Below are 15308 nucleotides of genomic sequence, written 5' to 3'. Positions count from 1 at the left end.
CCATGCCGGACGCCGCCTGTCGCGGGGAAACGTCACCGCACGGGGGTCAGGACCGGGGGCGCAGGCCCAGCCGGTCATTGGCGGCGTCGATGACATAGTCATAGGCGGCCAGCAGATGGACGCCGGTGTTGATGAAGCTGCCGCCCTGCGGGCTGGGACCGCCGTTCAGGATGCGGCTGGGCGAGGCCGGCTGGTTCGGGTCGCAATTGACGTTGGGGCCCGGCCCGTCCGCCGGGTTGGTGTTGACGAAGCTGTAGTCCAGTGCCGTTTCGCCGTCGCCGTCCTGTGCCTGGATGGCGATGGCGGCGTTCAGCCAGTCGATGGGGGTGTCGGGCTTCGGAATGATGCCGATGAACATGTTGGTGATGCCGGCATCCATCAGCAGCTGGGCCCGGGTGTCGATGGGGGTGCGGCCCGCCGGCGTGACCGACAGGTTGACCCAGGGCAGTTGCAGGCCGCTGGGGCTGTCCGCATCCGGGGTCAGCGGCAGGAAACGATAGCCCTGCAGGCTGTCAGCCGTCTGCCCCAGGGTGACTAGGCCGTACCGCCCATCCCCCTGCAACGCCGCCGTCAGGGCATAGGCCGGCAGCAGGGTGGGGCTGTCGCCCAGCATGTCGCGCAGGTTCAGGAAGGGGTTGTCCAGGGCGGTGGCGGCATTGCCAGAGGGCGCCAGGGTCGCCTTGGCCTCCAGCCCGATTCCCACCCCCAGCATGTAGACGTCGTCGACGTTGGTGCAGGCCATGACCCGCACGGGGCCCAGCACCACCGTATGCTCGGGCGTGCCGTCGCCCACCTGCAGGCCGGTCACCGTCACCACGGGACCCGTGCGGGTGTTGCCGCTGGGCTCATAGGTGAAGGTCAGCGTCTCATCCGTGGGCACGGCCCAGGGCAGGAAATTGCCCTGGCCGTCCTGCAAGGCGGCGATGGGCACGACAATGCCGACGGAACCGGTGTCGATGTTCACGCCGTGACTGGTCTGGTTGGGAAAAAACAGGGTGGTGGAGAACAGGCCGGGCAGGGTGCCCGCCATGTCGATGCTGGGTTGGAAGGTGGTGGTACGCGTGCCGTACTGGATGCTCATGATGTCGCTCCCCAGGCTGAAGATGGCCTGAGAATGCCCGCGAGGCGAGTTTGTTCCAACATTTATGGTCTTACAAGTTGTGACGAAGAGGGGTGTCCAGCCGGCGGCGGATCAAATGGTCCAGGGACAGGGCGCCGGGGCCGCGCAGCAGGATGGGAACCAGCACCGCCGACCACAGCAAATGGTCGGGCCAGCTTTCCGGATAGACGAAGATCTCGATCACCAGGGTCATGCCGAACAGGGCGCCGGCCGACAGGCGTGACGCCAGGCCGATGACCAGCAGCACGGCGCACAAATTCTCGGTGATGCTGGCCATCACGGCCGCCACCTCCGGCGGGATCAGGGGCACCTTGTACTCGTCCCGGAACAGGTCGAAGGTGGTGTCGTTGATGTGGAAGCCGGTCACCTTGGTCTGGCCCGACCGCCAAAAGACGGTGGCGGCGGCCAGGCGCCACAGCAGGGCGTCCAACCCACGGGGAAACCGCTCCAACCGGTGGATGAGGGCCAGCGCCAGAGCTATAGGGGCTGGCGCAGCGGGAGCCGGTGCAGTGGGAGGCGTCAGGGTCATGGCAATTCCACTCCGGTGAAGACCTGCACCGCCAGCAGGCCAGTCAATTCGTGTTCCAGATCGAAGTCCGCGTCCAGGGCCAGCGCGTTGTTCCAGGCGGTGCTCAAGGATAGGCCGGCGCCCAGCGCCATCAGCAGGGCGAAAGCGCCGGGGCGGAGGCGGATCAGCAGCACCTCGGCCGCCGGCCGCACCACCAGCAGGTGGGTGTCGCCGTCGGTGCCCAGGTCCACCGCCCCGTCGCCGGCGTCCGGCTGGTTGGCCCGCCAGATGCGGTCCACCGGCCAGGGGCTGGTGATGAAACGATGGCTGGGGTGCAGGCGCCAGGCGGCATCTTCCACCGCATCCCCCAGGGCGGTCAGGGCGGCCGGGTCCAGCGGGTCGGCCTCGGGCGCGTGGTAGGCATGGGTCCATGCCGCCTCCAGCCGGGCGACATCGGCCAGGTAGGGCAGTTGCCGCGCCACCTCCTGCCCCGCCAGCCAGGCGGGGAAGCCCGTGCCATAGCGCGACAGCGGCGCCTCCCGGGGCGGCTGGTGGCGAACATAGGCCTGGGCCAGGCCGGTGAAGCAGGCCTCGCCCACCAGGCGGTGAAGCACGGGGAAGCTGGCGGCCAGCACCGTGGCCAGGCCGCCCAGGATATTGTCGCGGTGCAGGCCGGCATTAGCCAAGGGCGGCGCCCCGCCGGCGGCCAGCACCCAGTCCCGCAAGCCGCGTTGACGCTCAAGCAGCGTGGGCATCGGGCACCTCCCCGCCAAACAGGGTCACGGCGATGCCATCGGCGGTGGCCGCCTCGGCCAGCAACTCGGCCAGGGGCGGGATATTGGCGTCGCGCTCCACCAGGGTGGGGACGGGGCCAAAGCGGGTCAGGGCCTGGCGGTAGAGATCCCATACGGCGGCGGTGACGGGGGCGCCGTGGGTGTCCAGCAGCACGGCGCGGCCTTCGTGGGTGACCGGCTCATGCCCCGCCACATGGATCTCCTCGACCGCGTTGGCGGGCAGGGCGGCCAGGTAGGCGCCCGCGTCCAGCCCGACATTATGGGCGCTGACATGGATGTTGTTCACGTCCAGCAGGATGCCGCAGCCGGTGCGGCGGGCCAGTTCCGCCAGGAAGGCGGCCTCCGGCCAGTCGCTTTCCGGGAACGCCATGTAGCTGGACGGGTTCTCGACCAGGATGCGGCGGCGCAGCGCCGTCTGCGTCTGATCAATGTGATCGGCCACCAGGGAGAGGCTGGCGGTGGTGTAGGGGATGGGCAGCAGGTCGTTGAGGTAGGTGCCGTCGATGCGGCACCAGGCCAGATGTTCCGACACCCATTCCGGCTGATAGCGCTCCACCAGGGCCGCCAGATCGGCCAAATGGTCGGTGTCCAGCGGTTCCGCCCCGCCCAGGGACAGGCCGACGCCGTGGATGGACAGGGGGTAGAGGGCGCGCAGGGCGGTCAGCCAGCGATGGGCCGGGCCCCCGCTTCCCATGGCGGCGCCCATATAATTCTCAGCATGCACTTCCAGAAAACGCAGCCCGGGGCGACCAGCCAGCAGTTCGGCGGTGTGGCGGGCCTTGAGGCCGATACCGGTGATGCCCATGACGGCGTCCCTTCTGTAAAGTGCCCCCTCGGGCGTCCAGCGGCGGGGTGGGGCAGCGACGTGGGCCGAAGACCCACGCCGCTGCGGTGACGCCTTACTTCTTGGCGGGCTCGGTGCTGCCGCCGGCGATCTTGGCGCAGGTGCCGGCCGGCACGGCGATGAAGGCGCCAGGGTCGCGGTCCTTGGTGGCATGGCCGGCGCAGGAGTTGCTGTCGGTCTTGCAGTCGTTGTGGCCGGCCTTCACGACGCCGTAGCACTTCTCCATGTCCGCCGCCTTGGCCGGGGCGGCGGCCAGGGTGGCGCCGGCGACGGCGGTGGCGACGATCAGGCCCAGGCCCAGACGGCGGGTGGTGATGGTGGTCTGCATTTTCAAAATCCCTCAGGTTTGGTGGGTGGTTGCGATGGGCTGACGCTAACCCCGCTGACCCCACCCTGTGAAATGCAGGGGGGATATGAATTCGATAGCGGCCGGATATGGTGCCCGGCTGTCGCCCCTCTTGCCGGGTTGCGGGCGGGGCCCCCCCGTGCCAGGGTTCCGCCGGCCAGAATAAACGCCCCTCTTGCGAAGGCGCCCCCATGGACCTCAGCACCGCCCTCGCCGCCCTGAAGGACGGCACCCTGACAGCCCGCGACCTGGCGGAGGCCTGCATCGCCGCGCGAATGGAAAGGCCGGATGCCCGCGACAATCCCTATGCCGCCTTCAGCGCCGGCCTGCTGCGCGCTCAAGCGGACGCCGCCGACGCCCGTCGCCAGGCCGGGCAACCGCTCAGCGATTTCGACGGCATTCCCCTGTCCTTGAAGGACAATTACGGAACCGGAACGGTTTGCGGCGGCACCTGGCCGGTGTTCGCCGGCTCACCCCGCCGCCTGCCGCCGATGTGGAACCAGCCGGGCGGCGTAGTCGGCCGCCTGCTGGCCCAGGGCGCTGTCATCACCGGCAAGACGCGCATGGTGGAATTCGCCTTCAGCGGCCTGGGCGCCAACGGCCATTGGGGTACGCCGCGCAATCCCTGGGACCGTGACCATCATCGCGTGCCCGGCGGGTCCAGCACCGGCGCGCCACTCAGCCTGACGGAGGGTTCCGCCCTGCTGGCGCTGGGCACCGACACGGCGGGCTCGGTGCGCATTCCGGCCGCCTGGAATGGCCTCCATGGCTATAAAAGCTCACGTGGGCATCTGGCGACGGACGGTATTGTGCCCTTGTCGCCACGCCTGGATACCTTGGGCCTCCTGGCGATGACGGCGGACGATCTCATCCAGGGGTACCGCCTGTTGACCGGCACCGCCATCGATCCGCTGGCCGATGGTGGCACCATCCGCATCGGCCGGGCGCCGGACGTGCTGTGGCAGGACTGTAGCCCCGGCGTGGTCGCGGCGGTGGAGGCCGCGCTGGATCGCCTCAACGCGCTGTTCCGCCCCGTGGGCACCGTAACGGTGCCGGAGCTGGACGAGGCCCTGGCCCTGTTCCGCCGAGGGGGCCTGGCGGGGGCGGAGATATACGGCTTCCTCAGCCAGGAACTGCCGGCGTGGCTGCCCAGCCTGGACGCCTATGTCGGGCCCCGCATCCGCGCGTCGGCCGATGTGCTGGACTATGAGGCGCGCGTGGCCTTCCTCGACCGCTTTGCCAACGGCGTGCAGGCGCTGTTCCACGACGTGGACATTCTGGCGCTGCCCACGGTGGCCACCACCCCACCGCTGCTGGCCGACCTGGCGGAGCCATCCGCCTATGGCCGTGCCAACCTGATGGCGCTGCGCAACTGCTGCGTCGCCAACCTGGGTGACATGGCGGCCGTCACCCTGCCGGTGGGCACGGACGCCGTCGGGTGCCCCGTGGGCCTGCAGTTGCTGGCCCCGCGTGGCGCCGACGCCCGCCTATTGGCCATCGCGCGGACGGCGGCGCGGCACCTGGCGGGCGATGATTAAGCGCGTTGCCCGCTGGTCCGTACCCGTCGGACAAGGGGGGCGACGAAGTCGTCGACCAGCACATAAAGGCCGAAGGCCAGCAAAAAGCCGCCCATGAAAAAGCCACGCCAGAAAATGGCGTGATGGGACAGAAGCTGCCGGTCGATGATGTACCCCCCACCCCCGATCATCGCCGCCATGACGATGAACAGGGTGGCTTTCCGTATCCATACGCCCATCGCTGCATTGCCCCCGCAACGTTACCCCACGGTACGGTAGCACAAGTCAACCGGGTACGGCATGGCAGGACTGCCGCTTGTGGCGACGTGACATATGTACCAGCCCTTGCCTGGGGCGGGACGCTCCCGCATCGTGGCGCCATAAGATTTTGGCAGTTCATCATCGAACACAGGGAAGCCCCATGCCCCAGCGCCCCCGGTCTGCGCGTCTGCTGTCCGCCTTTCTGCTGGCCGCCCCCCTGCTGACCGGCTTGGCCTGCCTTGGCCCCGAAGCGCAGGCCAAGCCGCAGGCGCCGATGCCGGAGGCGTCACCCGTGGGGCCTGTGGATGACCACCCGGTGCTCCGGGAGATCGCCGGCCAGGTGGACCCGGCGCAATTGCACGCCACCATCGAAAAGCTGGTGTCCTTCGGTACCCGCCACACCCTGTCCGACACGACCTCCCCCGACCGGGGCATCGGTGCCGCCCGCGCCTGGGTCAAAAGCCGGTTCGAGGCCATCTCCAAGGACTGCGGCGGTTGCCTGACCGTGGTGACACCGGCGCAGACCGTGACCGGCAAGCGTGTGCCCACCCCGACGGAGGTGATGGACGTGGTGGCCGTGCTGAAGGGCACGGAGGAACCGCAACGGGTCATCGTCATTGCCGGCCACCTGGACAGCCGTGTGACGGATGTCATGAACGCGACCGCCGACGCGCCCGGGGCCAACGACGACGCCTCCGGCGTGGCGGCGGCCATCGAGGCGGCCCGTGTGCTGTCCCACTACAAGTTCCGCGCCACCCTGGTGTTCGCCGCCCTGTCGGGCGAGGAACAGGGCCTGCTGGGCGGCAAGGTGCTGGCCGACTACGCCAAGGAACAAGGCTGGCAGGTGGAGGCCGACCTGAACAACGACATCGTCGGCAACATTCAGGGAGAGGACGGGGTGGTGGACAACACCCATGTCCGCGTCTTCTCCGAAGGGACCAAGGCGGTGGAGACGGCGAAGCAGGCGAACCAGCGCCGCTATTCCGGGGGCGAGGTTGACAGCCCCTCGCGCAATCTGGCGCGCTACATGGACGGCATCGCCACCCGGTACCTGGATAATTTCAGCGTGCGCATGGTCTACCGCACCGACCGCTTCGGCCGGGGCGGCGACCAGGTGCCGTTCCTGGAGGCCGGTTTCCCCGCCGTGCGCGTGACCGAGGCGCATGAGAACTACACCCGCCAGCACCAGGATCTGCGCACCGAGGGCGGGGTGCGCTACGGCGACACCATCGACGGTGTGGACTTCCCCTACCTGGCCCAGGTGACGCGCCTGAACGCGCTGACCATGGCCAGCCTGGCCTGGGCGCCGGCCCCGCCCAGTGACGTGAAGGTCGAGGGCGCGGTGAAGCATGACACCACGCTCAGTTGGGCCAAGGTGCCTGGGGCCGTGGGCTATCGCGTCTGGTGGCGCGATACGCTGGCGCCCACCTGGCAGCATGATCGCTGGGCCGGTGACAGCAGCACCATGACCCTGGCCAACGTCGTCATCGACGACTGGTTCTTCGGCGTCTCCGCCGTTTCCAAGGATGGCTATGCCAGCCCGGTGGTCTATCCCGGCCCCGCCGGGTCCTTCATCGCCGTGCCCGATCCCGCCGGCCCGTGACCGATAGGCAATAATGAGCAGCAATTCCTCCAACGCCGCCGCCCCCGATCCGTCGCCCGAGGCGGCGGCGTCCCGCAAGGGCTGGGGCGGGGCCCTGCGCCATCCGGCCTTCCTGCGTTATTGGCTGGCGCGCATCCTGTCCATGGGCGCGCTGCAAATCCAGGCGGTGGCGGCGGGCTGGGCCATTTACGACCGCACCGGCAGCACCATGAACCTGGGCCTGATCGGACTGGCTCAGTTCCTGCCCTCCGTCGGGCTGGTGCTGGTCACGGGGCATGTGGCCGACCGGCTGGATCGCCGTATGATCATCACCACCTGCGTGATGGTGGAGGCGGTGGCCATGGCCCTGACCGGGGTGGTGCTGGCTTCGCCCGGCTTGCCGGTGGGACTGGTCTATGCCGCCGTCATGCTGTTCGGCGCCGCCCGCGCGTTCGAGGGGCCGGCCTCTTCCGCGCTGCTGCCCAACCTGGTGCCCAAGGCCGACTTCCCCAACGCGGTGGCCATCAGTTCATCGGCCATGCAGGTGGCGGGGGTGCTGGGGCCGGCGCTGGGCGGCGTGCTCTACGCCGCCTTCCATAACGGCGTGTTCGGGGTGGGCGCCGGCTTCCTGGTGCTGGCCGGCCTGGTGGTGGCTGGCATTTCCGCGCCCTCGCGGGCGGTGACCCGTGCGCCCGTCAGCTGGGACGGCATCCTGGGCGGTATCCGCTACATCCGTCACCAGTCCATCGTGCTGGGCGCCATTTCGCTGGATCTGTTCGCCGTGCTGCTGGGCGGCGCCACCGCCTTGCTGCCCGCGCTGGCGCGCGACCAGTTCTCCGCCGATGCCGGCCTGCTGGGCCTGACCGGGCCCATGCTGCTGGGCGTCATGCGCGGCGCGCCGGGTGCGGGGGCCATCCTGGTGGGCTTGGCCCTGGCCGCCTGGCCGCTGAAGCGCCGGGTGGGCCCCATCATGCTGTCCTGTGTCGGTGTCTTCGGCCTGGCCACCATCGTCTTCGGCCTGACCCACTCGCCCGCTATCGCCGTGCTCAGCCTGTTGGTGATGGGGGCGGTGGACATGGTCAGCGTCTTCGTGCGCCAGACCCTGGTGCAACTGGGCACGCCCGATGAGATGCGCGGCCGCGTCAGCGCCGTCAGCGGCCTGTTCATCGGCGCGTCCAACCAGTTGGGGGAGTTCGAGTCCGGCCTCACCGCATCCTGGCTGGGCACGGAGCTGGCCGTGGTGGTGGGCGGTATCGGCACTGTGGCCGTCGTGGCCCTGTGGTGCGTGCTGTTCCCGGCGCTGCGCCGTGCCGACCGGCTGGACTGGAACGCCCCGGCTTGAGGGATCGACCCTGCACAGGGACAATAAAAAAGGAAGGATGGGACGGCCCATCCTTCCTTTTCAGGACTTCAGCGCTGATGCGCCGACAATCAGCCCTTGGCCTTGAAGGCGCGCAGCTGCTTGTTGAATTCGTTGGCGATGCTCTGCATCTGGTCGACGGCGGCGTTGTACTTGGCGGAACCGCCGGCCTTGTCGTTCTCCAGGCACTTCAGGAAGTCCTGCATGTCGGCCATGTAGCCCTTCACCGAGGCGCTGGCGCTGGTCATCTGCTCGGTGGTGGCGCCGGTGCCATCGGGGATGGCCGGCGGGTTGGCGTGCGTGCTGCACTCGGCCAGCGCGGGGCCGGCGACAAAAAGGGAAACGGTGGCCAGAATGCCCAGGAACTTGGTGTTCATCGTAATCTCTCTTCTCTGCTGCCCCGGTGGTCCGCCATTCTGTGCGGCGCAGCACGAGGGGGTGTGGAACCAACGGCCTCAAGCTGCCCTTGTGACGGCGGCTAATTATTCACGGGCGGTTTATTAGCAAAACCTTGCCAAGATGAAAACAAGGTGCGCGTGCATTGTTGGGCTGCGTCGCGCGCGGGGTTCTGAGGGGGACGTGCCATATATTTGGTCTACGCCTCCCGTCCTTGCCCACTATCGAAACAATTGGGAAATACATTTGCCGATTGTTCTAGGAGATTGCCGTGCATTTTAGGAAAATTGCCCTGGCGGTGGTTTATTTTTGCCTGGCAAGCGCTTATGGCCAGGCGGCGGCGCAAACCTGCGCTGCGTTGCAGCATGCGGTGCGCTTGGCGGCGCCGGGGACTGGGCCGCGTTTCGTGGTCAGCTATCCCGGTGACGCCCACCCGGCTTTGGCCCATAGCGCCTTCACCTATGACAATGCGTTGGCGGTGATCGCGCTGGTGGCGTGCGGCCATGTCGAAGACGCGCGCCTGGTTGGCGACGCCTTGGAACGGGCGGCTGCTGGTGACCGCACCTTCAAGGATGGCCGCGTGCGCAACGCCTATCGCACTGGGATGGCCGCCACGCCACCCTTGCCTCCGGGATGGTGGGATGACAGGGCGGGTCAGTGGGCGGAGGACGCCTATCAGGACGGCAGCGCCACGGGCAATGTCATCTGGGCCGCGCTGGCGATGCTGACCTTGCACGAGGCGACGGGCCAGACGATCTACCGCGACCGGGCCATCAGCCTGATGCGCTGGGTGGCGGACCTGATGGCGGACCCGGCCCAACCGGGCGGGTTCATCGGCGGGCTGGACGGTTTCGATCCCGCCCAACGGCGCCTGAATTACAAGGCCACGGAACACAACATCGATGCGGCGGCGGCCTTCGCTTGGCTGGCGCGCTTGACGGGTGACGCTGCCTGGACCCGCCACGCCGCCCTGGCGCGCGGCTTTGTGGCGGCGGCCTGGGACGGGACGGAGGGCCGCTTCCGCATCGGCACCAAGCCGGACGGCCGCAGTTGGGCGCCAGGGGCGGCGCTTGACATCCAACTGTGGGCGCACCTGGGCATCGGGGACGCGCCAGCGGAGTGGCGCCGGTCCCTGACCTGGGTGGAGGCGCACCACGCCGTTGCTGGCGGCTTTGACTTCAATGACGACCGCGACGGCGTCTGGATCGAGGGCACGGCGCAGGCGGCGCTGACTTACAAGATGGTGGGGCAAGACCAGAAGGCCGCCGCTGCCCTGGCCGTCGTCCAGGCAGCCCGAGGGACCGACGGCCTTTTATATGCCACCGCGGCCGGCACGGTCAGCACCGGACTGGCGGTGGGGCCATCCTCCACCACCGATGATTTCCGTTATTACCACCAGCCCCACCTGGGGGCCACGGCCTGGGCCGCCCTGGCGGAAACCGGCTGGAATCCGTTCACCGGCCGCCGTGTCGGTGCGAAATGAACGCGGGGGGGAAGTGACACTGTCGGCGGCGGGACCTTCCCTGATTCAGCGGCGCACCAGCGCGGCGCCCATTAGCACCACGCCCAGGATCAGGGCGGCGGGACCGACGAAGGTGGGAATGACGTGGGTGTTCTCCTCCTTCGCCGTCACCTTCAGGTCGCCGATTTTGGCCAACTCCTTGGTGTCCTTGGTTGTGAACATCGGCACGGCCAGCGCCAGCACACCCAGGCCCACGATAACAGCGCCGGTGATCAATAGTCCGCTTTTGCCAGCCATGTCGTTCTCCACTTCCGAGTCACTCTTGGTGTCTGTTGCCCTATATTCGTGGGCCAATTTGTCGCTATCATCATTGACGGATTATGGGCTTCCGTCACGAGTGCTTTTGTCGTACGTCAATATCGAGGGTGACGGCCTCGTGATTTATAACGTTGGCCCACTGGTCTAGGCTTTCCGATCATTTTTATTTACTATCCGCCATGATGCGCGGCGTAGGGGCTAAGACCTGTGTTGGGGTGAGCATCTCTGCCGGTGGACGTATGGTGCATGCGCCCCCGGGATGCCCGGGGATGGGATTGCCGGGGATGGCGTCGCCGGATTTGCATTTGCCTGGGACTGAGTTGTATTTTCGGCCGCAATGTAGAGATCTGCCGCCCCAGGATGGCAGGACGTGGTCTTGAAGGAGTTTGGCGCGTGAAGATAATGGTGACGGGTGCGGCCGGTTTTATTGGGTCCGCGGTGTGCCGCCTGCTGGCGTCCGAAGGTCAGGACGACCTGGTGTGCGTGGACAAGCTGACCTACGCGGCCAGCCTTGAGTCCATCGGCGAGGTGTTGGCCGGTGGCCGCGCCGTGCTGGAGAAGGTGGACGTTGCCGATGTCGATGCCATGCGCGACGTCTTCAAGCGCCATCAGCCCGACGCCGTCATGCACCTGGCTGCGGAAAGCCATGTCGATCGCTCGATCGAGGGCTCCGGCGTCTTCATCCGCACCAACATCAACGGCACCCATGTGATGCTGGAAACGGCGCGCGAGTACTGGCAGGCCCTGCCGGAAGAGCGCAAGGCCGCCTTCCGCTTCCACCACATCTCCACCGATGAGGTCTATGGCTCGCTGGGTGAGGACGGGCTGTTCCGCGAGGATACCGCCTACTCCCCCAACTCGCCCTATTCCGCCAGCAAGGCCGCGTCCGACCACCTGGTCAACGCCTGGTACCACACCTATGGCCTGCCGACGCTGCTCAGCAACTGCTCCAACAACTACGGGCCCTTCCATTTCCCGGAAAAGCTCATCCCCCTGATGATCCTGAACGGGATGGAGGGCAAGAAGCTGCCGGTCTATGGCAAGGGTGACAACATTCGCGATTGGCTGTTCGTGGAGGACCATGCGCGCGCCTTGGTTCTGATCGTGCGCAAGGGTGTGCCGGGTGAGCGCTACAACGTCGGTGGCAATGCCGAACAGCGCAACCTGCACGTGGTGGAAACCATCTGCGATCTGCTGGACGAGCGCTTGCCCAGCAGCACCAAGCGCCGCGACCTGATCACGTTCGTGACCGACCGCCCTGGCCACGACCAGCGCTATGCCATCGATGCGTCCAAGATCAAGCGGGAACTCGGATGGGAACCGTCGGTGACCTTCGAGGAAGGCATCCGGCGCACGGTCGACTGGTATCTGGCGAATCGCTGGTGGTGGGAACCCATCCGTGAGGCCAAGTATTCCGGCCAGCGTCTGGGCGTGTCCGCCCCCACCGCCGCCGCCGTCGGCTGAGGACCAGGGCATGACCGGTGCGGGGAAGGATGTTCGCGTCTTGTTGCTGGGCGGTGCTGGCCAGGTGGGCCTTGCCTTCCAGCGGCTAGCGCCGGCCGACTGGCAGGTGACGGCACCAGGCCGTGAGGCGCTGGACATCGCCGATGCCACCGCTGTCCAGGCCGCGGTGTCGGCGGTCGACTTGGTGGTCAATTGCGCCGCCTACACGGCAGTGGACAAAGCCGAGAGCGAGGTTGACGCGGCCTATGCCGCCAACCGCGATGGCCCGGCGGCGCTGGCCCGCGCCTGTGCCGTACGCGACACGCCCTTGCTGCACCTGTCGACCGATTACGTTTTCGACGGCACCAAGGTTGGTCCCTACGTGGAAACCGATCCGGTCGGCCCCGTCAGCGTCTACGGCGCCTCGAAAGAGGCGGGGGAGCAGGCGGTGCGGGCGGCGCTGCCCGCCCACGTCATCCTGCGGACGGCCTGGGTTTATGGTCCCGACCGCGCCAATTTCCTCAAGACCATGCTGCGCCTGGGGGCGGAGCGGGAAGAGCTGCGTGTGGTGGCGGACCAGCACGGCTGTCCCACCGCGGCGGCGGACATCGCCGACGCTTTGGTGGCGGTCGGCACCCGCGTCCTAGACGGCCAGCGCGACGGCTTCGGCACCTATCATCTGTGTGGCACCGGTGCCACCACCTGGCATGGCTTCGCCGCGGAAATCTTCGCCCAGGCGCAGTCGCGGGGCGCCAAGGTGCCGCGCCTGGTGGCGATCGGCACGGCGGACTACCCGACCCCGGCCAAGCGGCCGGCCAATTCGGTGCTGGACTGTGCACTGCTGGAACAGGTCTTCGGTTGGCGCGCGCCGGCCTGGGCCGACAGCTTGGCCCGCAGCCTGGATGTGCTGCTGCCGGCCTGATCTGACGCTGGACCTTAAGATTTTCCCTTAACCATATAAGATATAAGGCTATTGATATGAAGGGCATCATCCTTGCCGGCGGCTCCGGCACCCGGCTGCATCCCCTGACCAAAAGCGTCAGCAAGCAGTTGCTGCCCATCTATGACAAGCCGATGGTCTACTATCCGCTGTCGGTCCTGATGCTGGCCGGTATCCGCGACATCCTGGTGATCAGCACGCCGCACCACCTGCCGCTGTTCCAGGATCTGCTGGGTGACGGCGCGCCGTGGGGCATCAACCTGTCTTACGCCGAACAGGCGGCACCCAACGGCCTGGCCGAAGCCTTCATCATCGGCAAGGACTTCATCGGCAACGACCCTTGCGCCCTCGTCCTGGGCGACAACATCTTCTATGGTCACGGGCTCAGCGCCCAGGCGCAGCAGGCCACCCGCGTGGAAAAGGGCGCAACCGTCTTCGCCTACTGGGTGGAGGATCCGCACCGCTATGGCGTGGTGGAGTTCGATGAGCGGGGCCGTGCCATCAGCATCGTCGAGAAGCCCAAGGACCCAAAGTCCAACTGGGCGGTGACGGGCCTGTACTTCTATGACAACCAGGTCGTGGATATCGCCCGGGAGATCAAGCCGTCCCCCCGGGGCGAACTGGAAATCACCGACGTCAACAATGTCTACCTGCAGCGGGGCGACCTGCTCGTGGAACGCCTGGGCCGGGGCACGGCCTGGCTGGACACCGGCACCCACGATTCGCTGCTGGAGGCGGCGGAATTCGTGCGGACCATTGAGCACCGTCAGGGCCTGAAGATCGGTTGCCCCGAGGAAATCGCCTTGGAATTGGGCTTCGTGAATGAAGAGGCTGTGCTGGCTCAGGCCAAGGCCTACAAGAACAGCCCGTATGGCCAGTATCTGCAACGCTTGGTCAGCCGCCGTCGCGCGGCCCAGGTCTGACGGAGCGTCCTACCCGGGCCCTTTTCGCGCGGCCGTGCCTGCCACCAAATGGAAAGGGCCCCCGAGTCCCGGGGGCCCTTTGCCGTTCAAGGCCGGATTGGTGTGGCCAGAACCGCGCGAGGCGGGGCTCAGGGATGGATCAGGCCCATCTGGATGGCCTTGGCCACCGCGTGGATCTTGGAATAGCAGCCCAGTTTCTCCAGCACGTTTTGCAGGTGAAAGGTCACGGTGCGGCCGGAAACGCCGATAATCTCACCGGTTTCCTCCACCGTCTTGCCTCGGCTTGCCCATACCAGGGCCTCCTGCTCGCGCTGGGTCAGCGTCGGCAGTTGGGTTACCGGTGTCAGTCGCATGCTGACCACACGCTCATGCATGTAAAGGGCGCTGAGGCGCAGCCAGGAAGGGGCCGAGTCCGAGGTGGCCAGGCCCTCCGGCTTTTGCGTCCAGAACAGGCTGACCACGGCTGAGGCCAGTCGGCCCAGCGGATCCACGGTGTGCGTCGGGATGACGTACCCTTGCGTGTAGCCATGATCGGCCGCTGCCGTCATGACGGCGATGGCGCGTTGCGCGTCCTGCTTGCTTCGCCCCCGGGTGGTCGACTCCAGTTTTGACACCGCCTGTCGGGTCGCCAACTGGCTGGCGTGGTATTCCGGGACGTCGGCCCAGGTCAGGGGGGCCGCCTGGCGCTTCGCCATCGCGATCAGCGGGTCATGGTTGATATACCCTTCGGACAGATAGGTGTTGAGGAAGTCCTCACGCACCGTCGTGCGCACGAAAAGCTCCGGTTCCCCCGGGGCCGGCCCGGGCCGGCCGTCGATATAACTGACGGCTGCATACCCGAGGTCACTGGCCAAGGCGCTGAAAGTATCGAATAAATCGTCCGGATTATCGGGCTGGCTCAACCGGTGGAGGGCTTCGTCCAGGATCATGAGGAACGTCCGAGGGGCGCGGGGGCTGCATAGGTTGGCGGGTCGCGGCGCCAGGTTTTCCTGAAAGGCGTCCAACCCTGTATGAGTCTACAGGTTATGTAACTACGTTTTGCCCGCTTTGATAAGGATTGCCATCACATTTCCCCAACGACGTGCGTGGGCGCGACCGGGGGACTTGTCACGGAGTACGGACATGACCGTTCTGACCAGCCATCGCCTTCCGTTTCCGGTTATGGCTGCCGTCCATCAGGCGACGGCGCCGCGGTCCCTGGTGCCGCGCAGTGTCCGCGTGGGCACCCGCCGCACCTCCATGCGGCTGGAGCCGCAGTTTTGGACCGGTCTTGATCTGCTGGCGCGCCAGGAGGGGTGCCAGATCTCGGAATTGCTGGACGTGATCGACCGCTCCCGCGATGCCGAGACCAGCCTGTCCAGCGCCGTGCGCGTGGTGGTCGTCAGCTATTTCCAGTGGCTGGCGTCCGTTGAAACCTTGGCGACCCCGGTCCAGGCGCCGCAGCCGAACCTGAGCCAGGCGTTTTTCTGAGCGGCCCCGGCCTCTTTCCACCCC

General features: G+C 67.2%; 17 protein-coding genes. 8 read left to right on the top strand and 9 right to left on the bottom strand.

The genetic code is table 11. The features are described 5' to 3' along the window. Nucleotides 1-46: 46 nt before the first annotated feature. The 5 genes from FBZ90_RS09655 to FBZ90_RS09635 all read right to left on the bottom strand — a co-directional run bounded on the left by FBZ90_RS09655 (nt 47) and on the right by FBZ90_RS09635 (nt 3594). Nucleotides 47-1081, bottom strand: coding sequence for a hypothetical protein (locus FBZ90_RS09655; RefSeq protein ID WP_145731489.1), 1035 nt, complete (start codon nt 1079-1081; stop codon nt 47-49). 70 nt (nt 1082-1151) lie between these two features. Beyond that, nucleotides 1152-1649 (bottom strand): DoxX family protein, encoded by a 498-nt coding sequence (locus FBZ90_RS09650; protein ID WP_145731487.1) that lies wholly within the window; start codon nt 1647-1649, stop codon nt 1152-1154. After that, nucleotides 1646-2383, bottom strand: a complete 738-nt coding sequence (locus FBZ90_RS09645; RefSeq protein WP_145731486.1) for an HvfC/BufC N-terminal domain-containing protein — start codon at nt 2381-2383, stop codon at nt 1646-1648. Before FBZ90_RS09645 ends, FBZ90_RS09650 begins: the two co-directional genes overlap by 4 nt. Next, nucleotides 2367-3227, bottom strand: coding sequence for an MNIO family bufferin maturase (gene bufB, locus FBZ90_RS09640; RefSeq protein WP_145731484.1), 861 nt, complete (start codon nt 3225-3227; stop codon nt 2367-2369). The genes FBZ90_RS09645 and bufB overlap by 17 nt, the downstream gene beginning before the upstream one ends. Nucleotides 3228-3321: 94 nt before the next feature. Beyond that, entirely contained in the window at nt 3322-3594 is a 273-nt protein-coding gene (locus tag FBZ90_RS09635; RefSeq protein WP_186455700.1) for a BufA1 family periplasmic bufferin-type metallophore, read from the bottom strand. A 209-nt stretch (nt 3595-3803) separates the two neighbouring features. Here FBZ90_RS09635 and FBZ90_RS09630 point away from each other — a divergent pair, with 209 nt between their 5' ends. Further along, nucleotides 3804-5150 (top strand): amidase, encoded by a 1347-nt coding sequence (locus FBZ90_RS09630; protein WP_186455699.1) that lies wholly within the window; start codon nt 3804-3806, stop codon nt 5148-5150. Here the strand turns inward: FBZ90_RS09630 and FBZ90_RS09625 are convergent. Beyond that, a complete protein-coding gene (locus FBZ90_RS09625) occupies nt 5147-5329 on the bottom strand; it encodes a hypothetical protein (RefSeq protein ID WP_145731480.1) in 183 nt (60 codons plus the stop codon). The two genes, FBZ90_RS09630 and FBZ90_RS09625, sit on opposite strands and share 4 nt — an antisense overlap. A 221-nt stretch (nt 5330-5550) precedes the next feature. Between FBZ90_RS09625 and FBZ90_RS09620 the strand changes: the two genes are divergently transcribed. Together FBZ90_RS09620 and FBZ90_RS09615 are read left to right on the top strand one after the other, a co-directional pair. After that, complete coding sequence (locus tag FBZ90_RS09620) at nt 5551-6993, top strand: M28 family metallopeptidase (RefSeq protein WP_145731478.1); 1443 nt, start codon at nt 5551-5553, stop codon at nt 6991-6993. Between the two features lie 13 nt (nt 6994-7006). Then, nucleotides 7007-8314 (top strand): MFS transporter, encoded by a 1308-nt coding sequence (locus tag FBZ90_RS09615; protein WP_145731476.1) that lies wholly within the window; start codon nt 7007-7009, stop codon nt 8312-8314. An 89-nt stretch (nt 8315-8403) separates the two neighbouring features. On the opposite strand, the gene FBZ90_RS09610 is transcribed toward FBZ90_RS09615, so the two are convergent. Further along, entirely contained in the window at nt 8404-8709 is a 306-nt protein-coding gene (locus tag FBZ90_RS09610) for a hypothetical protein (protein ID WP_145731474.1), read from the bottom strand. Between the two features lie 290 nt (nt 8710-8999). On the opposite strand from FBZ90_RS09610, the gene FBZ90_RS09605 reads away from it, so the two are divergent. Beyond that, nucleotides 9000-10211 carry a hypothetical protein gene (locus tag FBZ90_RS09605; protein ID WP_145731472.1) on the top strand — a complete coding sequence of 404 codons (1212 nt, stop codon included), beginning with the start codon at nt 9000-9002 and terminating at the stop codon, nt 10209-10211. A gap of 45 nt (nt 10212-10256) precedes the next feature. Here the strand turns inward: FBZ90_RS09605 and FBZ90_RS09600 are convergent, their stop codons facing one another. Then, nucleotides 10257-10487 (bottom strand): hypothetical protein, encoded by a 231-nt coding sequence (locus FBZ90_RS09600; protein WP_145731469.1) that lies wholly within the window; start codon nt 10485-10487, stop codon nt 10257-10259. A 414-nt stretch (nt 10488-10901) separates the two neighbouring features. On the opposite strand from FBZ90_RS09600, the gene rfbB reads away from it, so the two are divergent. Genes rfbB through rfbA form a run of 3 tightly spaced genes read left to right on the top strand, consistent with a single transcriptional unit; the run spans nt 10902 to nt 13814 of the window. Next, nucleotides 10902-11972 carry a dTDP-glucose 4,6-dehydratase gene (gene rfbB, locus FBZ90_RS09595; protein WP_145731466.1) on the top strand — a complete coding sequence of 357 codons (1071 nt, stop codon included), beginning with the start codon at nt 10902-10904 and terminating at the stop codon, nt 11970-11972. Nucleotides 11973-11982: 10 nt separating this feature from the next. Continuing rightward, on the top strand, nt 11983-12873 hold the full coding sequence (gene rfbD, locus FBZ90_RS09590; protein ID WP_145731463.1) for a dTDP-4-dehydrorhamnose reductase: 891 nt from the start codon (nt 11983-11985) through the stop codon (nt 12871-12873). Nucleotides 12874-12929: 56 nt separating this feature from the next. After that, nucleotides 12930-13814: a glucose-1-phosphate thymidylyltransferase RfbA gene (gene rfbA, locus FBZ90_RS09585; RefSeq protein ID WP_145731461.1), complete on the top strand. Its 885-nt coding sequence runs from the start codon at nt 12930-12932 to the stop codon at nt 13812-13814. Between the two features lie 128 nt (nt 13815-13942). On the opposite strand, the gene FBZ90_RS09580 is transcribed toward rfbA, so the two are convergent. Continuing rightward, entirely contained in the window at nt 13943-14743 is an 801-nt protein-coding gene (locus FBZ90_RS09580; protein WP_145731458.1) for a helix-turn-helix transcriptional regulator, read from the bottom strand. 193 nt (nt 14744-14936) lie between these two features. Between FBZ90_RS09580 and FBZ90_RS09575 the strand changes: the two genes are divergently transcribed. After that, the gene (locus FBZ90_RS09575; protein ID WP_145731456.1) at nt 14937-15284 is read left to right on the top strand and encodes a ribbon-helix-helix domain-containing protein; all 348 of its coding nucleotides are present in this window, start codon (nt 14937-14939) and stop codon (nt 15282-15284) included. The last annotated feature ends 24 nt before the right edge of the window (nt 15285-15308 follow it).

Source organism: Nitrospirillum pindoramense (genome assembly GCF_007827955.1).
GTDB classification, from domain to species: domain Bacteria; phylum Pseudomonadota; class Alphaproteobacteria; order Azospirillales; family Azospirillaceae; genus Nitrospirillum; species Nitrospirillum amazonense_B.
Note: the sequence above shows the minus strand (reverse complement) of the source record. Positions and strands in the feature narration are given on the sequence as shown.

Bases quoted from the DNA above. Each gene is read 5' to 3' on its own strand.
- FBZ90_RS09630 (WP_186455699.1), top strand. From the start codon at position 3,804: ATGGACCTCAGCACCGCCCTCGCCGCCCTGAAGGACGGCACCCTGACA.
- bufB (WP_145731484.1), bottom strand. From the start codon at position 3,227: ATGGGCATCACCGGTATCGGCCTCAAGGCCCGCCACACCGCCGAACTG.
- FBZ90_RS09615 (WP_145731476.1), top strand. From the start codon at position 7,007: ATGAGCAGCAATTCCTCCAACGCCGCCGCCCCCGATCCGTCGCCCGAG.
- FBZ90_RS09625 (WP_145731480.1), bottom strand. From the start codon at position 5,329: ATGGCGGCGATGATCGGGGGTGGGGGGTACATCATCGACCGGCAGCTT.
- FBZ90_RS09650 (WP_145731487.1), bottom strand. From the start codon at position 1,649: ATGACCCTGACGCCTCCCACTGCACCGGCTCCCGCTGCGCCAGCCCCT.
- FBZ90_RS09655 (WP_145731489.1), bottom strand. From the start codon at position 1,081: ATGAGCATCCAGTACGGCACGCGTACCACCACCTTCCAACCCAGCATC.
- FBZ90_RS09620 (WP_145731478.1), top strand. From the start codon at position 5,551: ATGCCCCAGCGCCCCCGGTCTGCGCGTCTGCTGTCCGCCTTTCTGCTG.
- FBZ90_RS09575 (WP_145731456.1), top strand. From the start codon at position 14,937: ATGACCGTTCTGACCAGCCATCGCCTTCCGTTTCCGGTTATGGCTGCC.
- FBZ90_RS09600 (WP_145731469.1), bottom strand. From the start codon at position 10,487: ATGGCTGGCAAAAGCGGACTATTGATCACCGGCGCTGTTATCGTGGGC.
- FBZ90_RS09635 (WP_186455700.1), bottom strand. From the start codon at position 3,594: ATGCAGACCACCATCACCACCCGCCGTCTGGGCCTGGGCCTGATCGTC.
- rfbD (WP_145731463.1), top strand. From the start codon at position 11,983: ATGACCGGTGCGGGGAAGGATGTTCGCGTCTTGTTGCTGGGCGGTGCT.
- rfbA (WP_145731461.1), top strand. From the start codon at position 12,930: ATGAAGGGCATCATCCTTGCCGGCGGCTCCGGCACCCGGCTGCATCCC.
- FBZ90_RS09610 (WP_145731474.1), bottom strand. From the start codon at position 8,709: ATGAACACCAAGTTCCTGGGCATTCTGGCCACCGTTTCCCTTTTTGTC.
- FBZ90_RS09645 (WP_145731486.1), bottom strand. From the start codon at position 2,383: ATGCCCACGCTGCTTGAGCGTCAACGCGGCTTGCGGGACTGGGTGCTG.
- FBZ90_RS09580 (WP_145731458.1), bottom strand. From the start codon at position 14,743: ATGATCCTGGACGAAGCCCTCCACCGGTTGAGCCAGCCCGATAATCCG.